At 66.9% G+C, this 20,971-nt stretch carries 13 protein-coding genes and 2 tRNA genes; 13 read left to right on the top strand and 2 right to left on the bottom strand.

What is annotated here, in order from left to right; genetic code table 11:
- Positions 1 to 106 precede the first annotated feature (106 nt).
- Complete coding sequence (locus IPG65_RS12045; RefSeq protein WP_293189726.1) at positions 107 to 1,312, top strand: efflux RND transporter periplasmic adaptor subunit; 1,206 nt, start codon at positions 107 to 109, stop codon at positions 1,310 to 1,312.
- A gap of 9 nt (positions 1,313 to 1,321) precedes the next feature.
- Complete coding sequence (locus IPG65_RS12050) at positions 1,322 to 4,483, top strand: efflux RND transporter permease subunit (RefSeq protein ID WP_293189728.1); 3,162 nt, start codon at positions 1,322 to 1,324, stop codon at positions 4,481 to 4,483.
- A gap of 120 nt (positions 4,484 to 4,603) precedes the next feature.
- Here the strand turns inward: IPG65_RS12050 and IPG65_RS12055 are convergent, their stop codons facing one another.
- On the bottom strand, positions 4,604 to 6,019 hold the full coding sequence (locus IPG65_RS12055) for a sigma 54-interacting transcriptional regulator (RefSeq protein WP_293189730.1): 1,416 nt from the start codon (positions 6,017 to 6,019) through the stop codon (positions 4,604 to 4,606).
- A gap of 342 nt (positions 6,020 to 6,361) precedes the next feature.
- On the opposite strand from IPG65_RS12055, the gene IPG65_RS12060 reads away from it, so the two are divergent.
- The 10 genes from IPG65_RS12060 to IPG65_RS12105 all read left to right on the top strand — a co-directional run bounded on the left by IPG65_RS12060 (position 6,362) and on the right by IPG65_RS12105 (position 19,162).
- On the top strand, positions 6,362 to 7,747 hold the full coding sequence (locus tag IPG65_RS12060) for a GntP family permease (RefSeq protein ID WP_293189732.1): 1,386 nt from the start codon (positions 6,362 to 6,364) through the stop codon (positions 7,745 to 7,747).
- A gap of 2 nt (positions 7,748 to 7,749) precedes the next feature.
- On the top strand, positions 7,750 to 8,547 hold the full coding sequence (locus tag IPG65_RS12065) for a transporter substrate-binding domain-containing protein (RefSeq protein ID WP_293189734.1): 798 nt from the start codon (positions 7,750 to 7,752) through the stop codon (positions 8,545 to 8,547).
- A gap of 40 nt (positions 8,548 to 8,587) precedes the next feature.
- Positions 8,588 to 10,570 (top strand): acyl CoA:acetate/3-ketoacid CoA transferase, encoded by a 1,983-nt coding sequence (locus IPG65_RS12070; protein WP_293189736.1) that lies wholly within the window; start codon positions 8,588 to 8,590, stop codon positions 10,568 to 10,570.
- Between the two features lie 71 nt (positions 10,571 to 10,641).
- Positions 10,642 to 10,728 (top strand) — tRNA-Leu (locus IPG65_RS12075).
- A gap of 25 nt (positions 10,729 to 10,753) precedes the next feature.
- Positions 10,754 to 12,067: a trigger factor gene (tig, locus tag IPG65_RS12080; RefSeq protein WP_293189738.1), complete on the top strand. Its 1,314-nt coding sequence runs from the start codon at positions 10,754 to 10,756 to the stop codon at positions 12,065 to 12,067.
- Between the two features lie 169 nt (positions 12,068 to 12,236).
- A complete protein-coding gene (gene clpP / locus IPG65_RS12085; protein WP_293189740.1) occupies positions 12,237 to 12,848 on the top strand; it encodes an ATP-dependent Clp endopeptidase proteolytic subunit ClpP in 612 nt (203 codons plus the stop codon).
- Positions 12,849 to 12,944: 96 nt separating this feature from the next.
- Positions 12,945 to 14,210: an ATP-dependent Clp protease ATP-binding subunit ClpX gene (gene clpX, locus IPG65_RS12090; RefSeq protein ID WP_293189742.1), complete on the top strand. Its 1,266-nt coding sequence runs from the start codon at positions 12,945 to 12,947 to the stop codon at positions 14,208 to 14,210.
- A 186-nt stretch (positions 14,211 to 14,396) separates the two neighbouring features.
- On the top strand, positions 14,397 to 16,826 hold the full coding sequence (lon, locus tag IPG65_RS12095; RefSeq protein WP_293189744.1) for an endopeptidase La: 2,430 nt from the start codon (positions 14,397 to 14,399) through the stop codon (positions 16,824 to 16,826).
- Between the two features lie 88 nt (positions 16,827 to 16,914).
- Positions 16,915 to 16,990: transfer RNA gene (locus IPG65_RS12100), tRNA-Gly, on the top strand.
- 228 nt (positions 16,991 to 17,218) lie between these two features.
- Entirely contained in the window at positions 17,219 to 19,162 is a 1,944-nt protein-coding gene (locus IPG65_RS12105) for an integrase arm-type DNA-binding domain-containing protein (RefSeq protein WP_293189746.1), read from the top strand.
- A gap of 63 nt (positions 19,163 to 19,225) precedes the next feature.
- Here IPG65_RS12105 and IPG65_RS12110 read toward each other — a convergent pair whose 3' ends face one another.
- On the bottom strand, positions 19,226 to 19,819 hold the full coding sequence (locus IPG65_RS12110; protein ID WP_293189748.1) for a cysteine hydrolase family protein: 594 nt from the start codon (positions 19,817 to 19,819) through the stop codon (positions 19,226 to 19,228).
- 147 nt (positions 19,820 to 19,966) lie between these two features.
- On the opposite strand from IPG65_RS12110, the gene IPG65_RS12115 reads away from it, so the two are divergent.
- On the top strand, positions 19,967 to 20,956 hold the full coding sequence (locus tag IPG65_RS12115) for a helix-turn-helix domain-containing protein (RefSeq protein WP_293189750.1): 990 nt from the start codon (positions 19,967 to 19,969) through the stop codon (positions 20,954 to 20,956).
- Positions 20,957 to 20,971 lie beyond the last annotated feature (15 nt).

The raw sequence follows: 20,971 nt of genomic DNA on the forward strand, positions 1-20,971 counted from the left end.
GGCGCCGCGATTGTGCCTGCCCCCTTCCGATTCGTCTTGACAGGCTCCCGCGCCTTGCCATAGATTACTAACCAGTCAGTCATTAATTGCTTCAAAGGTGTCCTCGATGGATCCACACCCTCGCGGTTCCCAGGCGCCGGTGCGCCGTTTCGCCGGGCGGGCCGCGGCCCTGGCCGCGCTGGCGCTGCTGCTGGCCGCTTGCGGCAAGCCGGCGCCGGTGGAAGAGCCGGTGCGCGCCGTCAAGCTGCTCACCGTGGGTGAGGGCCGCCTCGCTTCGGGCCACGAGTACGCGGGCGAGGTGCGGGCGCGGGTGGAGTCGCGCCTGGGCTTTCGCGTCGCGGGCAAGATCGTGCGCCGCGCGGTGGAGCCCGGCCAGCGCGTGGCGGCCGGGGCGCTGCTGGCGCAGCTCGATGCGCGCGACTACCAGCTGGCGGCCGACGCCGGGCGGGCGCAGGTGCAGGCCGCCACCACGCAGCGCGACCTGGCGGCGGCGGACTTGAAGCGCTTCGAGGCGCTGCGCGAGCAGGGTTTTATCAGCGGCGCCGAGATCGAGCGCCGCGGCGCGCAGCTCCAGGCCGCGCAGGCCACGCTGGACCAGGCGCGCGCCCAGCTGGCCAGCCAGGGCAACCAGGCCGCCTACACGCACCTGGTGGCCGACGCCGCCGGCGTGGTGACGGGCGTGGAGGCCGAGGTCGGCCAGGTGGTGGCCGCCGGCACGCCGGTGGTGCGCATCGCGCAGGACGGCCCGCGCGACGCGGTGTTCGCCGTGCCGGAAGACCGCGTGGCGGCGATGCCCATCGGCCTGCCGATGGACGTGCGCCGCTGGGCGGGCGGCGAGGCGCTGGCCGGCAGCGTGCGCGAAGTGGCGGCCAGCGCCGACCCGGTCACGCGCACCTACGCGGTCAAGGTGGCGCTGGCGGGCGAGGCGCCGCCGCTGGGCGCCACCGTGTACGTGGCCCCGCGCGCTGGCGGCGCGCAGGGCGTGCCGGTCATCAAGCTGCCGACCAGCGCGCTGCGGCAGGAGGGCGCCGGCTCGGCCGTGTGGGTGTACGACGCGGCCAGCGGCACCGTGCGCTCGCAGCCCGTGCAGGTGGCCATGGCCGACGGCAACGACGCGGTGATCGCCGCCGGCCTGGCGCCCGGCATGCAGGTGGTGGCCAGCGGCGTGCACGTGCTGACGTCGGGGCAGAAGGTCACGATTTATAAGCCAAAATCGGCTGAAGCCGGTGCTGGTATTACGTCATCAGCTATCAATGGAATAGCAATCCAGGCTACCCCGGCGTTGGCGCCGGGAGCGGCCGCTTCCCGCTGACGCGCCGCCATGCCGCATTCCGACACGCCTCCGCCGGCCCGGTCCGGCTTCAACCTCTCGCGCTGGGCGCTGGAGCACGCCGCGCTGACGCGCTACCTGATGGTGGTGCTGATGGTGCTGGGCTTCGCCGCCTATTTCCAGCTCGGGCAGGACGAGGACCCGCCCTTCACCTTCCGCGCGATGGTGGTGCGCACCTACTGGCCCGGCGCCACGGCGCAGCAGGTGGCCGAGCAGGTGACGGACAAGATCGAGCGCACGCTGCAGGAGGTGCCCTACGCCGACAAGATCCGCAGCTACAGCAAGCCGGGCGAGTCGCAGGTGATCTTCGAGATCAAGGACTCTTCGCGTCCGGCCGATGTGCCCAACGTCTGGTACACGGTGCGCAAGAAGATCGGCGACATGCGCTCCACGCTCCCCGGCGGCATCCAGGGGCCGTTCTTCAACGACGAGTTCGGCGACGTGTACGGCGTCATCTACGCGCTGCAGGGCGACGGCTACAGCTACGCCGAGCTGAAGGACTTCGCCGACGACGTGCGCCAGCAGCTGCTGCGCGTGAAGGACGTGGCCAAGGTCGAGCAGTTCGGCGTGCAGGACCAGAAGATCTGGATCGAGGTCTCGCAGAAGCGCCTGGCGCAGATGGGCCTGGACTTCAACGCCGTGCTGCAGCAGCTGGGCGCGCAGAACGCGGTCGAGAGCGCCGGCGCCGTGCAGTCGCCGCAGGACGTGGTGCAGGTGCGCGTGGGCGGGCAGTTCAACGACGTCGAGCAGCTCAGGGCGATGCCGATCCGCGGCAGCTCCGGCAGCCAGTTGCGCCTGTCGGACATCGCCGAGGTGCACCGCGGCTACGTGGACCCGCCCTCGGTCAAGGTGCGCTTCCAGGGACGGGAGACGATCGCGCTGGGCGTCTCCATGGCCAAGGGCGGCGACATTATCGCGCTGGGCCAGTCGCTGCGCGCGGCCACGCAGCGCATCGGGCAGAGTCTGCCGGCGGGCATGACGCTGGCGCAGGTGCAGGACCAGCCGGCGTCCGTCGCCAGTTCGGTGGGCGAGTTCGTGCGGGTGCTGATCGAGGCGGTGGTGATCGTGCTGGCCGTGAGCTTCATCGCGCTCGGGCTGCACAAGGGCGGCCGTTTCGGCTGGACCATCGACTACCGGCCTGGCCTGGTGGTGGCCATCACCATCCCGCTGGTGCTGGCCGTGACCTTCCTGGCGATGAATTACTTCGGCATCGGGCTGCACAAGGTGTCGCTGGGCTCGCTCATCATCGCGCTGGGCCTGTTGGTGGACGACGCCATCATCGCGGTCGAGATGATGGTGCGCAAGATGGAGGAGGGCTACGACAAGGTTCGCGCCGCCACTTTCGCCTACGACGTGACGGCCAAGCCCATGCTCACCGGCACGCTCATCACGGCCGCGGGCTTCCTGCCCATCGGCATCGCCCGGTCGGTGACGGGCGAGTACACCTTCGCCATCTTCGCGGTGACGGTGATCGCGCTGGTGCTGTCGTGGATCGTCTCGGTGTACTTCGTGCCGTACCTGGGCACGCTGCTGCTCAAGGTCAAGCCGCACGACCCCCATGCCCCGCCGCGCGAGCTGTTCGACTCGCCGTTCTACACGCGCTTCCGCCGCACGGTGAACTGGTGCGTGCAGCACCGCTGGATCACCATCGCGGCGACGGTCGGCATCTTCGGCCTCGGCATCTTCGGCATGACCCGGGTGCAGCAGCAGTTCTTTCCCGATTCGAGCCGGCCCGAGATCATGGTGGACATCTGGTTCCCCGAGGGCACTTCCTTCAAGGCCAACGAAGACGTGGCCAAACGGCTGGAACAGCGGCTGATGCGGGAGGAAGGCGTCGAGAGCGTCGCCACCTGGGTCGGCTCCGGCACGCCGCGCTTCTACCTGCCGCTGGACCAGGTCTTTCCGCAGACCAACGTGTCGCAGTTCATCGTGCTGGCGAAGGACCTGCGCCAGCGCGAGGCGATCCGCCTGCGCCTGCCGAAGCTGCTGGCCGAGGAGGCGCCCGAGGTGCGTGGCCGGGTCAAGCTGCTGCCCAACGGCCCGCCGGTGCCGTACCCGGTGCAGTTCCGCTTGGTCGGCTCCGACCCGGCCCAGCTGCGCCAGCAGGCCGACGAGGTCAAGGCCGCGATGCGCGCCAACCCCCACATGCTGGGCGTCAACGACAACTGGAATGAGTCGGTCAAGGCCGTGCGCCTGGAGATCGACCAGTCCAAGGCGCGGGCGCTGGGCGTGACCAGCCAGTCCATCGCCCAGGCCTCGCGCATCATGTTCAGCGGCACCACCGTCGGGCAGTACCGCGAGGACAACAAGCTGATCGACATCGTGCTGCGCCAGTCGCCGGACGAGCGCGAAGCCATCTCGGACATTGGCAACGCCTACCTGCCCACGGCCAGCGGCCGGGCTATTCCGCTGACGCAGATCGCCCGCCCCGTCTTCACCTGGGAGCCGGGCGTGATGTGGCGCTGGAACCGCGACTACGCCATCACCGTGCAGGGCGACATCTCCGAGGGGCTGCAGGGCGCGACCGTCACCAGTCAATTGCTGCCGAAGCTGCGCGAGCTGGAGGCCGGCTGGAAGGCGGCCGGCGACACCGGCGTGCGCATCGAGGTGGCCGGCGCGGTGGAGGAGAGCAGCAAGGGCTCCTCTTCCATCGTGGCGGGCGTGCCGATCATGCTGTTCATCGTCTTCACGCTGCTGATGCTGCAGTTGCACAGCTTCAGCCGTTCGATGCTGGTCTTCCTGACCGGACCGCTGGGCATCGCCGGCGTGGCCGGCGCGCTGCTGCTGCTGGGCCGGCCCTTCGGCTTCGTGGCGCTGCTGGGCGTGATCGCGCTGATGGGCATGATTCAGCGCAACTCGGTGATCCTGATCGACCAGATCGAGCTGGACCGCGCCGCCGGCGTGCCGGCCTGGGATGCGATCGTCGAGGCGGCGGTGCGCCGGCTGCGGCCCATCGTGCTGACGGCGGCCGCGGCGGTGCTGGCGATGATCCCTCTGTCGCGCAGCGTGTTCTGGGGTCCGATGGCGGTGGCCATCATGGGCGGCCTGATCGTCGCCACGGCGCTGACCCTGCTGGCCCTGCCGGCGATGTACGCGGCCTGGTTCCGGGTGCGGGCGGCGCCCGTGGCATCGCGGGAACGTGCCCACAGCTGAGCACTGAATAGCGAGGTTTGGTGACGGTCATGACATCACCATCAGCACGCGGCTGCAAGATCTGCTGGGCGTGGCCCGCTGACCGGCCGGGCAACCGGTTCCGCGGGCGCGCCTCGCCCGCTATGCCAACCCGTGCAGCGCCAGCTTTTGGTACAGGGCCGCCCGCGAAATGCCCAGGGCGCGTGCCGCCGCCAGTTTGCGGCCGCCGTGCACCTGCAGCGCGACAGCGATCGCTTCGCGCTCGGCCGCCTGCACGGCGGCGTGAAGCGGCTGCATGCCGGATGGCGGCGCCGCGGCCGTCTCGTCCGGGGCCGCGGCGGCCGGTGCGCGCTGGCGCGAGGCGCTGGCCGGCAGGGCCGCCATGACGTGGGCCCGTGTCAGTTGCGTGCCATCGCACAGCAGCAGCGCACGCTCCAGCGTGTTGCGCAACTCGCGCACATTGCCCGGCCAGTCATGGTGCTGCAGGGCCTGGATCGCCTCGTCGTCGATCTCGATGGTCTGGCCCAGCCGGCCTCCGATATCCTCGAGCAGCCGCTCGACCAGCAGCGGCAGATCATCCGGCCGATCGCGCAGCGGCGGCAGCCTCAGGGTGAGCACGTTCAGCCGGTAGTACAGGTCGGCGCGAAAGCGCCCCTCGGCCACGCGCTGCTCGAGATCGAAGCTGCTGGCCGCGATCACGCGCACGTCGAGCCGGATCAGTCGGTTGGCGCCGAGCGGCTCGATCTCTTGCTCCTGCAGCACGCGCAGCAGCTTGGGCTGCAGCGCCAGCGGCATGTCGCCCACTTCGTCGAGGAACAGGGTTCCGCCGTCGGCCAGCTTGAACTTGCCTTCGCGGCCGCGGCGATCGGCGCCGGTATAGGCCCCGGGTGCGGCACCGAAGAGTTCGGCCTCGAGCAGCGATTCCGGCACTGCCGCCGCGTTGACGCTGACGAAGGAGCGATCGATGCGCGGGGAGACCTGGTGGATGGCATGCGCCAGCAGTTCCTTGCCGGTCCCGGTCTCGCCCTGCAGCAGCACGGTGGCATCGAGTTGCGCCGCGCGGCGCGCCTGGCGCTTGATCTCGAGCGCCGGCGCGGAAACGCCCAGGAACGAAGCCAGGCTGTAGCGTGCCCTGCGACTCTCGGCCAGGGCGCGCTCGGCGGCGCGCAACCGGGTCTGCAACTGTTGCACCTTGGCCATGACCGGCCGCAGCCCCTCCACCTTGTCGTAGAGCACGAAGCCGATCGCCCCCACGGGCGCGCCGCCGTCGTCGCTCAGCGGCATGCGGGTGACCACCACGTGCTCGTCGCCCAGGCTCATGATGTCGATGGCAATGGGTTTGCCACTGCCGGCCACCTCGCGCAGGCGGCTGTCCGGGATGATCTCCTCGACCGGTCGCCCCAGCGCCTGATCGGCGCCGCGCAACCCCACCTTGCGCGCGTACTTGTCGTTGATCCAGACCACGCGCGCGTCCATGTCGACCGCCACCGCGCCTTCGCACAGCCCTTCCAGCCGGTCGAACAGCGAACGCATCGCGAGCGTGCGGATGTCCGCCATGCTGTGGCCCGGCACGCCGACCGGCCATGCCATCTTGTTGTCCAACATCCTGCGCCCTTGTCTCCGTCGTGAAACCGCCGCCGGTTCTGCTTCATCTGCGGGCGCATGCGCACCTCGCGTGCCTGCGGCGTGATGCCCGCCGCCCTGTCCAGGTCACTGTACACCGTGCCTCGGGCCGTCCATGAGGCTGGACGGTAAAGCGGTGCCCTCCTGAAGAATTGCGCTTCATCGCAAGGGTTAACCCGTAAATTTCAGCCCGGATCCGAGCTGTCCGATAGTGGCGACGCCCGGCACGCTCCTTGCACAGGTTCATCGTTTCCACAATTCTCCGGAGACTTTCGCATGTTCGGCATCGTCGGCATCTTTGCCTCTTTGGCGCTGCTCATCTTCCTGGCCCACCGCGGCTGGAACGTGATCTTCATCTCGCCCATCTGCGCCGCCGTCGCGGTGGCCTTCAACCTGGGCGATCTGCCCTTCTTCGCCAGCTACACGCAGATCTTCATGCCGGCCCTCGGCAGCTACTTCGCCACCTACTTTCCGCTGTTCCTGCTGGGCGCCGTGTTCGGCAAGCTGATGGACGAATCGGGCTCGGCGCGCGCCATTGCCCACCAGATCGTGCAGTGGGTGGGCGGCCAGCGCGCCATCCTGGCGGTGGTGATCGCCTGCGGGCTGCTCACCTACGGCGGCGTCTCGCTGTTCGTGGTCGCCTTCTCTGTGTACCCCATCGCCGCCTCGCTGTTCCGCGAGGCGCGGATCCCCAAGCGCCTGATACCGGCGGCCATCGGTCTGGGCAGCTTCACCTTCACCATGGTGGCGCTGCCGGGCACGCCGGCGATCCAGAACGCGATCCCGATCCCCTTCTTCAAGACCACCATTTACGCCGCCCCGGGCATGGGCCTGGTGGCAGCGGTGTTCATGTTCGCGGCCGGCATGCTGTGGCTGTCGTACCGCACGCGCAGCGCCCACAAGGCCGGCGAGGGCTACGGCGACCACAAGGAGGAGTTCGCCGCGGTCGACAACTCGAACCTGCCGTCCTTCTTCATGGCCCTGCTGCCGATCCTGATCGTGATCGCGCTGAACTTCCTGCTGTCGAAGTACGTCATCCCGGCCTTCGACCACAGCTACCTGGCCACCGCGAAGTTCAAGCACATCGACCTGAAGAAGGTGCTGTCGATCTGGGCCATCATCGGCGCCATGCTGGCGGCCATCGTATTCATCGCGCTGGCCAATCGCTCGCGCATCGCCGATCTTCGCGACACTTTCAACAAGGGCACCATGGGTTCGCTGCTGCCGATGGCCAACACCGCCTCGGAGGTGGGCTACGGCGCCGTGATCGCCGCGCTGGCCGCCTTCGCCGTGGTTCGCGAAGGGCTGCGCGCGGTGACTTCCGACCCGGTGGTGTCGCTGTGGCTGGTGGTCACGGTGCTGGCCGCCATGACGGGCTCGGCCTCCGGCGGCATGAGCCTGGCGCTGGGCGCGATGGGCGAGTACTACGCCACCGCCGCCGAGGCCGCGCGCATCAACCCCGAGATCATGCACCGCATCGCCGCCATGGGCTCGGCGGCGATGGACATCCTGCCGCACAACGGCGCCGTGATCACCCTGCTGGCGATCTGCGGCCTGACGCACAAGCAGTCGTACTTCGACCTGTTCGTGGTCGGCAGCCTCACCGCGTTCTCGGCCAGCCTGCTGGTGCTGGGCCTGTACCTCACCGTGGGGGTGTTCTGATCATGGGTACCCTGCTGCGTGGCCTGCTGCTCGGGCTGTTCGCCTGTGTCGGCGCGCAGGCCCAGGAACTGCGCCTGGTTGCCGCCGAACTGCCACCCTACACCTACCAGACCCCTTCCGCCTCGGTTTCCGAGCAGCCGGGGCCGGGCCACGGCGTCATCCACGACCTGGTCAGGGAACTCGCGCGGCGCGTGGGCCATTCCGGCCGCATCGAGTACATGCCCTGGTACGTCGCGCAGGAGCTGGCGCGCAAGGGCCCCCGGGTCGGCATCCTGGCCCTGACCCGCTCGCCGGAGCGCGAGCCGCATTACAACTGGATGGTGGAAGTGCTGCAGGACGACCTGGTGCTGGTCGGATCGCCCGGGGTGGACGTGTCGGATCTCGCGCGCGTCAAGGACCGCCCCGTGGGCGTGCTGGCCAGTTCCGGCGCCGAGGCGCTGGTGCGGTCCCAGGGCTTCACCAAGGTGTCGCCCCAGCGAGAGGAGTGGATGAATGCCAAGCGCATGAAGGACCGCAGCATCGACGCCTGGGTGGCGCCGCGCGCGATGGTGACCCACGCGATGCGCGAAGTGCGCGGCAACCTGGATGTGCTGCAGTTCGGCCAGGTGATCCGGGTCTCGCGGCTTTACCTGGCCACCTCGCCTGACCTGCCGCCCGCCGAGTCCGGCAGATGGCAAGCGGCCTGGGCGGCCATGCAGGCCGACGGTACCGCGGCGGCCATCGTGCGCAAGCAGATGCACCCGCGGGTCGATCCCGTTGACGACCAGAAGCGACGCACGCGTGAAGAGCCGTTCAACTAGCCCGCCTGCCCGCCACAACGACAACCCGAGGAGACACCGCATGAACGAGCTCTTGGAGCCATCCCGCCTGTCCATGGCGCCCACGCTGGCTCAGCGCGACAAGATCGTCACCGCCGCCGATGCGGCGCGCCTGATCCGCAACGGCGACACGGTAGCCACCGGCGGCTTCGTCGGCATCGGGTTCGCTGAAGAAATCGCCATCGCCATCGAGGAGCGCTTCCTGAACAACGACTTGGCCAGCCCCCAGCCCAGTGGCACACCGCGCGACCTGACGCTGGTGTACGCCGCCGGCCAGGGCGACGGCCAGCACAGGGGACTGAATCACCTGGCGCACGAGGGCCTGGTCAAGCGCGTCATCGGCGGCCACTGGGGCCTGGTGCCGGGCCTGCAGCAGCTCGCCGTCGGCAATCGGATCGAGGCCTACAACCTGCCGCAAGGCGTGATCTCGCACCTGTTTCGCGACATCGCGGCGGGCAAGCCCGGCCACCTCTCTCGCGTCGGCTTGGGCACCTTCGTCGACCCGCGGCTGGGCGGCGGCAAGCTCAACGAGAAGACCACCCAGGACTTGGTCCGCCTGATGCCCATCGACGGGGAGGAATACCTCTTCTACCAAGCCTTCCCCATCCACGTCGGCATCATCCGCGGCACCACGGCCGACCCCGATGGCAACATCACCATGGAGAAGGAGGCGCTGACGCTGGAGGCGCTGGCCATCGCGATGGCGGTGCGCAATTCGGGCGGCATCGTCATCGTGCAGGTGGAGCGGCTGGCCGACCGCAACGCGCTGCCGGCGCGGCAAGTGAAGGTGCCGGGCGTGCTGGTCGACTGCGTGGTGCTGGCCCGGCCCGAGAACCACTGGCAGACCTTCAGCGAACCCTACAGTGCCGCCTTCAGCGGCGAACTGCGCGTGCCGGTGAGCGCCGTGGCGCCGATGGCCATGGGCTCGCGCAAGATCATCGCCCGCCGCGCCGCGCTGGAGTTGGACGCCAACAGCGTGGTCAACCTGGGCATCGGCATGCCGGAAGGCATCGCCGAGGTGGCCAACGAGGAGAAGATCGCCAGCCTGCTGACGCTGACGGCCGAGCCCGGCGTGATCGGCGGCGTGCCCGCGGGCGGCCTGAACTTTGGCGCCGCGGTGAACTGCCAGGCCATCATCGACCAGCCCTACCAGTTCGACTTCTACGACGGCGGCGGCCTGGACATCGCCTTTCTCGGCCTGGCTCAGGCCGATCGCGAGGGCAACCTCAACGTCAGCAAGTTTGGCCCCAAGCTGGCGGGCGCCGGCGGCTTCATCAACATCAGCCAGAACGCCAAGAAGGTGGTGTTCGTCGGCAGCTTCATGGCCGGGAGCACGCGCAAGTTCGTGCAGGCGGTGGAGCACCGCACCTTCAGCGGCCAGGTGGCCGTGCAGCGCGGGCAACGGGTGCTCTACGTCACCGAGCGCTGCGTGTTCCGCCTGTGCGCGCAGGGGCTGGAACTGATCGAGATCGCGCCGGGCGTGGACCTGCAGCGCGACGTCCTGGACTGCATGGACTTCGTGCCGGTGATGCAGGCGCCGCCCACGCTCATGGACGCACGCATCTTCCGGCCCGAGCCCATGGGCCTGCGCGAGGACATGCTGAGCCTGCCGCTGGAACAGCGCCTTGCCTACGACCCGCAACAGAACGTGCTGTTCATCAACTTCGAGGGCTTCACGGTGCGCAGCGCGGCCGACGTGCAGGCCATCCAGACCCAGGTGGAACAACGCCTGAAGCCGCTGGAACGGCGCGCCTGGGCCATCGTCAACTACGACAACTTCAGCATCCAGCCCGAGGTGCTTGACCTCTATTCCGAGATGGTGCGGGACATGGTGGAGCGCTACTACAGCGGCGTCTCGCGCTACACCACCAGCAACTTCCTGCGCATGAAGCTGGGCGACGCATTGCAGCGCCGCGGGCTCGCGCCGCACATCGTGGAGAACGCCATGCAGGCGCACCAACATATGGGCGCACAGGGCCGCGGGGACGCCTCGGCGGCAGGCTAAAATCACCAGTTCGCCAAATTTCCCGGGCGATTGCTCCCGCAGAGCGAACCGCCCGCATCATTTGAAGCGTTGCGCGGGTGGCGAAATTGGTAGACGCACCAGGTTTAGGTCCTGACGCCAGCAATGGTGTGGGGGTTCGAGTCCCCCCCCGCGCACCAGACATCAACTTGTAGAGAGAACACCATGGCCGTAAATGTCGAAACCCTTGAGAAGCTCGAGCGCAAGATGACGCTCACCCTGCCCGTGGAGACCATCCAGAACGAGGTGGGCGCCCGCCTGCGCAAGCTGGCGCGCACCGTCAAGATGGACGGTTTCCGTCCCGGCAAGGTGCCGATGGGCATCGTGACGCAGCGCTACGGTTACTCGGTGCAGTACGAGGTCATGAACGACAAGGTGGGCGAGGCCTTCTTCAACGCCGCCAACGAGGCCAAGCTGCGCGTGGCCGGCCAGCCCACCATCACCGAGAAGGACGGCGCGCCCGAGGGCCAGATGGCCTTCGACGCCGTGTTCGAGGTGTTCCCCGACGTGAAGATCGGCGACCTGGCCACGGCCGAGGTCGAGAAGGCCACCGCCGAGGTGACCGACGCAGCCGTCGATCGCACGCTGGACATCCTGCGCAAGCAGCGCCGCAGCTTCGCCCAGCGCGCGCAAGGCGCGCCGGTCGAGGACGGCGATCGTGTCACGGTGGACTTCGCCGGCAAGATCGACGGCGAGCCGTTCGAGGGTGGCAAGGCCGAGGACTTTCAGTTCGTCGTCGCCGAGGGCCAGATGCTCAAGGAGTTCGAGGACGCCGTGCGCGGCATGAAGGTGGGTGAGAGCAAGACCTTCCCGCTGGCCTTCCCGGCCGACTACCACGGCAAGGACGTGGCGGGCAAGACGGCCGACTTCATGGTCACCGTCCAGAAGATCGAGGCCGCGCACCTGCCCGAGGTCAACGACCAGCTTGCCAAGTCGCTGGGCGTGCAGGAAGGCACCGTCGAGGGCCTGCGCGCCGACATCCGCAAGAACCTGGAGCGCGAGATCAAGTTCCGCCTCGTGGCCCGCAACAAGCAGGCCGTGATGGACGCGCTGCTGGCACAGGCCGAGCTGGACATTCCCAAATCCAGCGTGCAGGCCGAGATCGACCGCATGATCGAGAGCGCCCGCGCCGACCTGAAGGCGCGCGGCATCAAGGACGCCGACAAGGCGCCCATCCCCGACGACGTGTTCCGCCCGCAGGCCGAGCGGCGCGTGCGCCTGGGGCTGACGGTGGCCGAGTTGGTGCGCGCCGCCAGCTTGCAGGCCAAGCCCGAGCAGATCAAGGCCCAGGTCGAGGAGCTGGCCGCCAGCTACGAGAAGCCCGACGAAGTGGTGCGCTACTACTATGCCGACAACCGCCGCCTGGCCGACGTCGAGGCCATGGTGATCGAGAACAACGTGACCGAGCACGTGCTGGGCCAGGCCAAGGTCACCGAGAAGGCGCTGGGCTTCGACGAACTGATGGGTCAGCAGGGTTGATCGATTGCTATTGGTTGAATAGCTGCTGACGCAATATTCACGCGGGTAGAGGCCGATTTTAATCTGAAATCGGCACCTGTCCCGCAGCCTGCGGGCCAGCGGCGACAATGGGGCTTGGAATCTGCGGGTTCCGGCCCCATTTGCTTGTTCATCCCCCTTCGGAGCTTTCATGAGCGCTTTCGACACCCCCCAGAACCTCGGACTGATCCCGATGGTGGTCGAGCAGTCCGGCCGCGGCGAGCGGTCGTTCGACATTTACTCGCGCCTGCTGAAGGAGCGCGTGATCTTCCTCGTGGGCGAGGTCAACGACCAGACCGCCAACCTGGTGGTGGCGCAACTGCTGTTCCTGGAAAGCGAGAACCCCGACAAGGACATCTCGCTGTACATCAACTCGCCGGGCGGCAGCGTGAGCGCCGGCATGTCGATCTACGACACCATGCAGTTCGTCAAGCCCGACGTGTCCACCATGTGCCTGGGCTTCGCGGCCAGCATGGGCGCCTTTCTGCTTGCGGCCGGCGCCAAGGGCAAGCGCTACTCGCTGCCCAACAGCAAGGTCATGATCCACCAGGTGCTGGGCGGCGCGCGCGGCCAAGCCACCGACATCGAGATCCAGGCGCGTGACATCCTGCGCACCAAGGAGCAGATGAACCGCATCCTGGCCGACCGCACCGGCCAGCCCTACGAGAAAGTGGTGCACGACACCGAGCGCGACTACTACATGACCGCCGACGAGGCCAATGCCTACGGCATCGTCGATCAGGTGCTGGCCGCTCGTCCCTGACCTTCCCGCCGCCAGTGGCATGCGGGCAACGGCGCCGCCCGGCGCCGTTGCCCGTTTTGGTTATCATGGCCCGATCCACCACCAGACTGTCTTTCAATGGCCGATAAAAAAGGCTCTTCCAGCGAGAAAACGCTTTACTGCTCGTTCTGCGGCAAGAGCCAGCACGAGGTCAAGAAGCTGATCGCCGGCCCCTCGGTGTTCATCTGCGACGAGTGCATCGACCTGTGCAACGACATCATCCGCGAGGAGGTGCCCGCCGCCGCAGCGGAAGGCGAGGCCCGGTCCGACCTGCCCACGCCGGCCGACATCAAGACCAACCTCGACAACTACGTCATCGGCCAGGAGAAGGCCAAGCGCACACTCGCCGTGGCGGTCTACAACCACTACAAGCGCCTGAAGCACAAGGGCGACGCCAAGGGCGGCGAGGTGGAGCTGGCCAAGAGCAACATCCTGCTGATCGGCCCCACCGGCTCGGGCAAGACGCTGCTGGCGCAGACGCTGGCGCGCCAGCTCGACGTGCCTTTCGTCATGGCCGACGCCACCACGCTGACCGAGGCCGGCTACGTGGGCGAGGACGTCGAAAACATCATCAGCAAGCTGCTGCAAAGCTGCAACTACGACGTCGAGCGCGCGCAGCGCGGCATCGTCTACATCGACGAGATCGACAAGATCAGCCGCAAGGCCGACAACCCCAGCATCACGCGCGACGTCTCGGGCGAGGGCGTGCAGCAGGCGCTGCTCAAGCTGATCGAGGGCACCATGGCCAGCATCCCGCCGCAGGGCGGGCGCAAGCACCCGAACCAGGACTTCCTGCAGATCGACACCACCAACATCCTCTTCATCTGCGGCGGCGCCTTCGCGGGGCTGGAGAAGGTGATCGAGGCGCGCACCGAGGCCAGCGGCATCGGCTTCGGCGCCACCGTGCGCAGCAAGCAGCAGCGCTCGATCTCCGAGGTGTTCCGCGAGGTGGAGCCGGAGGACCTGATCAAGTTCGGCATCATCCCCGAGCTGGTCGGCCGCATGCCCGTGGTGGCCACGCTGGCCGAGCTGACCGAGGACGCGCTGGTTCAGATCCTCACCGAGCCCAAGAACGCGCTGGCCAAGCAGTTCGCCCGCCTGCTGCAGATGGAGGGGGTCGAGCTGGAGATTCGCCCCTCGGCGCTCAAGGCCATCGCGCGCCGGGCGCTGGCGCGCAAGACCGGCGCGCGCGGCCTGCGCTCGATCCTGGAGCAGGTGCTGGTCGACACCATGTACGAGCTGCCCCACACCGCGGGCGTGGCCAAGGTGGTGGTGGACGAGAGCACCATCGAGGAAGGCCAGTCACCGCTGCTGGTCTACCGCGAAGCCGCCAAGAAGGCCTGATTTCAGGTCAAATCGGTCTCCATCCCGCGCCCCTTCTGCGCGAGAAGCTATCAATAACAGAGCAACCCGGCGTGCCGCCCGCGCCGATGCGCCGGATTTCCACTGGCCGCGCGCACGAACCGGGCGCCGGGTTGAAAATGTGCCCTGAGCGGCCATATCTGGCCTGATCACCCCAAAGGATTCTTCATGTCCGGAACCGCGCCCCTGCCCGCCACCCCGATCGACCTGCCGCTGCTGCCGTTGCGCGATGTGGTGGTGTTCCCCCACATGGTCATCCCGCTGTTCGTGGGCCGGCCCAAGAGCATCAAGGCGCTGGAGACGGCCATGGCCGCTGACCGCCGCATCATGCTGGTGGCGCAGAAGACGGCCGCCAAGGACGAGCCCGCGGTGAGCGACATGTTCGAGGTCGGCTGCGTCTCCACCATCCTGCAGATGCTCAAGCTGCCCGACGGCACGGTGAAGGTGCTGGTCGAGGGCCAGCAGCGCGCCACCGTCACGCACATCGAGGACGGCGAGGCGCACTTCATCGCCACCGTCACGCCGCTGGAGGCGTCGGACGCCGACAAGAACAACGCCGAGATCGAGGCGCTGCGCCGTGCGGTGATGCAGCAATTCGACCAGTACGTCAAGCTGAACAAGAAGATCCCGCCCGAGATCCTGACCTCGATCGCCAGCATCGACGAGCCGGGCCGCCTGGCCGACACCATCGCCGCGCACCTGCCGCTGAAGCTGGAGAACAAGCAGACAGTGCTGGACCTGACCAGCGTGAAGGACCGGCTGGAGAACCTGTTCGAGCAGCTCGAGCGCGAGGTGGACATCCTCAACGTCGACAAGCGCATCCGCGGCCGCGTCAAGCGCCAGATGGAGAAGAATCAGCGCGACTTCTACCTCAACGAGCAGGTCAAGGCGATCCAGAAGGAGCTGGGCGAGGGCGAGGAGGGCGCGGACATCGACGAGATCGAGAAGAAGATCAAGGCCGCGCGCATGCCCAAGGAGGCACGCAAGAAGGCCGAGGGCGAGCTGAAGAAGCTCAAGCTCATGTCGCCCATGTCGGCCGAGGCCACTGTGGTGCGCAACTACATCGACGTGCTGGTCGGCCTGCCCTGGAGCAAGAAGACCAAGATCAAGCACGACCTGACCAACGCCGAGACCGTGCTGAACGAAGACCACTACGGGCTGGAGAAGGTCAAGGACCGCATCCTCGAATACCTCGCGGTGCAGCAGCGCGTGGACAAGCTCAAGGCGCCGATCCTGTGCCTGGTGGGGCCGCCCGGGGTGGGCAAGACCTCGCTGGGTCAATCGGTGGCGCGGGCCACCGGGCGCAAGTTCGTTCGCATGGCCCTGGGCGGCATGCGCGACGAGGCGGAGATCCGCGGCCATCGGCGCACCTACATCGGCTCCATGCCGGGCAAGGTGCTGCAGTCGCTGTCCAAGGTGGGCACGCGCAACCCGCTGTTCCTGCTCGACGAGATCGACAAGCTGGGCATGGACTTCCGCGGCGACCCTTCCAGCGCGCTGCTGGAAGTGTTGGACCCGGAGCAGAACCATACCTTCAGCGACCACTATGTCGAAGTCGATTTCGATCTGTCGGACGTGATGTTCGTGGCCACCAGCAACTCGATGAACATCCCGCCGGCGCTGCTCGATCGCATGGAGGTGATTCGTCTGTCGGGTTATACCGAGGACGAGAAGACCCACATCGCCATCAAGTACCTGCTGCCCAAGCAGATGAAGAACAACGGCCTGAAGGACGGCGAGCTGTCGGTCTCCGAGTACGCCGTGCGCGACATCGTGCGCCACTACACGCGCGAGGCGGGCGTGCGCTCGCTGGAGCGCGAGCTGTCCAAGATCTGCCGCAAGGTCGTCAAGGGGCTGCAGCTCAAGCAAATGACGCCGCAGGTCGATGTCACGTCCGACAACCTCAACGAGTTCCTCGGGGTGCGCAAGTTCACCTACGGCCGCGCCGAACAGCAGAACCAGGTCGGCCAGGTGGTGGGCCTGGCGTGGACCGAGGTGGGGGGCGACCTGCTCACCATCGAGGCCGCCACCATGCCCGGCAAGGGCACCATCCAGCGCACCGGCCAATTGGGCGAGGTGATGAAGGAATCCGTCGAGGCCGCGCGCACCGTGGTGCGCTCGCGCGCACGGGGCCTGGGGCTGAAGGACGAGATGTTCGAGAAGCGCGACATCCACATCCACGTGCCCGACGGCGCCACACCCAAGGACGGCCCTAGCGCCGGCGCCGCCATGACCACCGCCATGGTGTCGGCGCTGACCGGCATCCCGGTGCGCGGCGACGTGGCGATGACCGGCGAGATCACGCTGCGCGGCGAGGTCACCGCCATCGGCGGCCTGAAGGAGAAGCTGCTGGCGGCGCTGCGCGGTGGCATCAAGACCGTCATCATCCCCGAGGAGAACGTGAAGGATCTGCAGGAGATCCCGGCCAACGTGAAGGAGGGCCTCAAGATCGCCCCGGTGAAGTGGATCGACAAGGTGCTGGAGATCGCGCTGGAACGCCAGCCCGTGCCGCTCACCGACGACGATGTGGCGACCGCCGGCACGCCGACGCCCGAGAAGAAAGCCACGGAGCGGCGGGGCGGCGCGGTCAAGCACTGAACCCGGGTCAAGGCACGGCGCGAGGTAAAAATTTTTGAGCGCATGCCGGAAACCCCGGAAATTCAGGCTAGAATGCAAGGCTTGCAACGCGGGAGTAGCTCAGTTGGTAGAGCGCAACCTTGCCAAGGTTGAGGTCGCGAGTTCGAGCCTCGTTTCCCGCTCCAATTTATGATCTACAGACTTCCACTGACGTCTGTAAGTCATTGAAAAGAGGAGCTTCGGCTCCTTTTTTCATTCCAGCGAAAGCCACGGAAGTCCACTGACAGCCACCATTTTTGAGGCCAAAAACAAGGCCAAAGAATGCGGGTCGTGCCGGTTCCGGGTTGTTGCTGGGGTTGGATCGGGATGACAAGCAGCATCGGGCCTAAGTCCAAGACTTAGGAGCTTCGATGATGGCACTCTCTGATCTGACTGTGCGGCAAGCCAAGGCCGCTGACAAAACCTACAGCCTCCCCGACACCGATGGCCTCGGCCTGGTGGTCGCCCCTACCGGCGGCAAGTCGTGGCATTTGCGCTATTACTGGCTCGGCAAGCAAAAGCGCATCTCCCTGGGGAACTACCCCGAGATCGGTTTGCGCGAAGCGCGCACCTTGCGCGACGAAGCCCGGGCGCTTCTGGCAAAGGGCGTCAACCCCCATACCGATCGGAAACAGAAGCGACACGCGGTCAAGCTTGCGGCCGACTACACCTTCAAGGCCGTCTTCGATGCGTGGGTCGAGCATCGCCGCAAGGAAATCAAGGAGGGCAGGAACAGCACGCTGTCGCAGATCCTGCGGATCTTCAACAAGGACGTGCTGCCTAGCCTCAAGCAGATGTCGATCTACGACATTCGCCGGCCCCAACTCCTGGGCGTCCTGGCGAGGATCGAGGAGCGCAAGGCGTTCACCACTGCCGAGAAGGTCCGCACCTGGCTGGGGCAGTTGTTCCGCTATGCCCTCGTCATCGTGGAGGGGCTGGAAGCCAATCCGGCCTCCGACCTGGACGTGGTGGCCGAGCCCAAGCCCCCGGTGAACCACAACCCCTACCTGCATCTTCCGGAGCTTCCCGAGTTCCTGCACAAGCTCAGGCTCTACAACCCTCGTGGTTGGCAGACCCAACTCGGCATCCGGCTGCTGTTCCTGACCGGCGTGCGTACCGGCGAGCTGCGGCTGGCGACCCCGGACCAGTTCGATCTCGACCGTGGCCTGTGGATCATCCCGCCGCAGATCGTCAAGCAACTCCAGGACGAGATGCGCAAGGCCGGCAAGCGCCCGCAGGACGTTCCGCCCTACATCGTGCCGCTGTCCGTGCAGGCCATCGAGATCGTGAGCTACCTTCTGGGGGTGATACGGCCGGCCCAGCGCCACCTGCTGGCGCACCGCAGCGAACTCAAGAAGCGCATCAGCGAGAACACCCTCAACGCGGCCTTGAAACGAATGGGCTACAAGGATCAACTGACCGGTCACGGCATCCGCGGAACCATCTCGACGGCGCTCAACGAGATCGGCTACCCCAAGATTTGGGTGGACGCGCAGCTCTCGCACTCCGACCCGAACAAGGTGAGTTCGGCTTACAACCATGCCAAGTACGTTGAGCCGCGCCGCCGGATGATGCAGGACTGGGCGGATCGCCTCGACCTGCTCGAACAGGGCCAAGTGGAAGCGGCCAGCGCGCATCTGACGATGCGTATCGACGGGGTGCCGGCGATGGCGGAAACTGAGGACGTGGTGGACGCGGTCCCCATGGTGGCCGAGCCCGCTTCCCCTGGCGTCCCGCCGATGGTGGCCACGCCCATCGTCGTGACCCCGAACAGTGGCGAGATCACGTTCCAGCGGCTGTCGCAGGTGCCGCCACCGCCGACGCATGCTCCGGAGCCGGAAGTCTCCGCAATCCAGCGGGAGCGCGAGGAAATGCTGGCCATGTACGAGTCGCCGAACAATCTGCCGGTGCCGCTGTTCGGCAAGCTGGCCGGAAAGTCCAAGGACCAGATCAACCGGGAGCTGAAAGCCGGCAAGCTACTGTCCATCAGCCTGGGCAATCGGGGGCAGCGGGTTCCCGACTGGCAACTGGTGCCGCTCAAGCACAAGCTGGCTCAGGTGCTCATGAATCAATGTCCGCGGGCGGACTCGTGGGATCTGTATCGCATGCTCACCCGGCCACATCCGGACCTGGGTGATCGTGCCGCCATCGACATCGTGACGCCAAGCAATCTGGGCATGGTCGTCCGGGTCATCGCGGCCACCCACCAGCAGACAGGTGCGTCTGAGGCTGGCTTGCCGCCGAGGCTCATCCCCGAGGACGTCCAGCAGAGCGTTCGTCGGCTGGTGGACAGCGCTGCGATGCTTGAGACGGCGTAATCCGAGGTTCGACGGTACCGTGGCCAGCGGCACCATTCCTGTCGCTGACCACTGCATTTCGCCTTATTGCAACGATGTGCCCGAGCGCACCACGACGGCGTACAGATCGGCAATCGTCGCCAACGCGCCCTCATGCAGCACCTCGGCCGACACATTCACCACGCCCCTTCGGATGGGCCGCGTCGCGCATGCATCGGCCACCACGGTGGGCTGGTTGCCGCGTAGAAATGCACCCTCGGCGGTGAACGTCACGCACATGTGGGTCATGAATCCCATGACGATGACCTGTTTGTTACCGGCCGCCTCAACGCGCTCGCCCAAATCGGTGCCGACGAATGCATTGGGCGCCGTCTTGACGACCACGGGCTCGTTGGGCAGCGGCGCGACGGCGGGATGAATCTGACCGATCTCGGCGGCGAGGTCGTAGGGCGAGCCCTCTCCACCGTCGTGAACGACATGGATGCTGTTGGTGCCGGCGGCGCGCGCCCGGGTCAACAGTTCAGATGCCGAAGCCAGCGCCGGCTGCCAGCCGGCCAGTTCCATGACGCCGCGCGTGTAGGTGTTCTGGTAGTCCACGAGGATCAAGGTGGCACCGTCTAACGTGGCCGGTGTGGGGTCCAGTCCGTTGAGCTGGCGCAGCGTGGTCGAGGAGTTCATGGTTGTACTTCCTTGAATGGGAAATGGAGGATCCGGCCATCAGAAATGACCGCCTCGTCATGCTAGAAGCGCAGCGGAATGTCGGCAATGTCATCTAACATGTAGATTCAGACATTGCGGTGCGCGGGCACCCACGGAGCTTGCAGCATGGCAAACATCAAGCGCCTCATCGTCATGGTGCTGTTCGAGCACGTCTATCTGCTGGACGTGACCGGTCCGGCCGAGGTGTTCTCACTTCTTCAGCGCGAGATGGACGAGCCGACGGGCTACGAGGTGGTGTTGGCGGCTGCGACGCTTGCGCCCGTCATGACTTCGGCCGGTGTGCGTGTACTGCCCGATACGACATTCGCCGACCTCGCCCCCCGTAGGATCGACACCCTCGTGGTGCCGGGCGCGGTCGAGGTCGATGCGCAGCGACGCGTGCGCGCCGTCGTAGCGCCTTCGGTGGTGGTATCTGTGAGGGCGCTTGCAGGCCATACCCGACGCCTCGCGTCCGTGTGCGTGGGCGCGCATGTCCTGGCTGCGGCAGGCCTGCTCGAAGGCCGTCGTGTCACCACACATTGGTCCACCGCGCAACAACTCGCTGACGAGCACCCGGAGGTCAAGGTGGATGCCGACCCGATCTTCATCCGCGACCGTGATGTCTGGACCGGCGCCGGCCTGACCGCCTGTCTGGACCTGGCCTTGGCTTTGGTCGCCGATGACTTCGGCGAGCGGTTGGCGCTGCGCGTGGCGCGCCAACTGGTGATGTTCCTAAAGCGCCCGAGTGGGCAAAGCCAATTCAGTGCCTCGCTGGAACAGGCGTCCAAGACCCGGCGCATGGATGCGCTGCGCCACTACATCATGCGCTGCATCGGTAAGCCCATGAGCATCGCGGAACTGGCCGAACAGGCACATGTAAGCGATCGGCAACTGACCCGCATCTTCAAGACGGAATTGAACATGACGCCGGCCGCTTACATTGAATCGGTGCGCGTGGAGATGGCGCGCAATCGGTTGGAAACCACCGACGAACCGCTTGAACGGATTGCCACAACCTGCGGCTTCAATACCACTGACGCGCTCAACCGCGCATTCCGCAGGACCCTGGGCACCACGCCGGCCGAGTACCGCAGCCGGTTCAGGACAGTGTGCTGATCGCGCCCGCCTCGC

The sequence above is a fragment of the Ottowia sp. genome (assembly GCF_016703145.1).
Lineage (GTDB): Bacteria > Pseudomonadota > Gammaproteobacteria > Burkholderiales > Burkholderiaceae_C > Ottowia.

Coding starts and splice junctions, on each gene's coding strand:
- IPG65_RS12050 (WP_293189728.1), top strand. CDS start 1,322: ATGCCGCATTCCGACACGCCTCCGCCGGCCCGGTCCGGCTTCAACCTC.
- clpP (WP_293189740.1), top strand. CDS start 12,237: ATGAGCGCTTTCGACACCCCCCAGAACCTCGGACTGATCCCGATGGTG.
- clpX (WP_293189742.1), top strand. CDS start 12,945: ATGGCCGATAAAAAAGGCTCTTCCAGCGAGAAAACGCTTTACTGCTCG.
- IPG65_RS12060 (WP_293189732.1), top strand. CDS start 6,362: ATGTTCGGCATCGTCGGCATCTTTGCCTCTTTGGCGCTGCTCATCTTC.
- tig (WP_293189738.1), top strand. CDS start 10,754: ATGGCCGTAAATGTCGAAACCCTTGAGAAGCTCGAGCGCAAGATGACG.
- IPG65_RS12045 (WP_293189726.1), top strand. CDS start 107: ATGGATCCACACCCTCGCGGTTCCCAGGCGCCGGTGCGCCGTTTCGCC.
- IPG65_RS12065 (WP_293189734.1), top strand. CDS start 7,750: ATGGGTACCCTGCTGCGTGGCCTGCTGCTCGGGCTGTTCGCCTGTGTC.
- lon (WP_293189744.1), top strand. CDS start 14,397: ATGTCCGGAACCGCGCCCCTGCCCGCCACCCCGATCGACCTGCCGCTG.
- IPG65_RS12070 (WP_293189736.1), top strand. CDS start 8,588: ATGAACGAGCTCTTGGAGCCATCCCGCCTGTCCATGGCGCCCACGCTG.
- IPG65_RS12055 (WP_293189730.1), bottom strand. CDS start 6,019: ATGGCGGACATCCGCACGCTCGCGATGCGTTCGCTGTTCGACCGGCTG.
- IPG65_RS12105 (WP_293189746.1), top strand. CDS start 17,219: ATGGCACTCTCTGATCTGACTGTGCGGCAAGCCAAGGCCGCTGACAAA.
- IPG65_RS12115 (WP_293189750.1), top strand. CDS start 19,967: ATGGCAAACATCAAGCGCCTCATCGTCATGGTGCTGTTCGAGCACGTC.
- IPG65_RS12110 (WP_293189748.1), bottom strand. CDS start 19,819: ATGAACTCCTCGACCACGCTGCGCCAGCTCAACGGACTGGACCCCACA.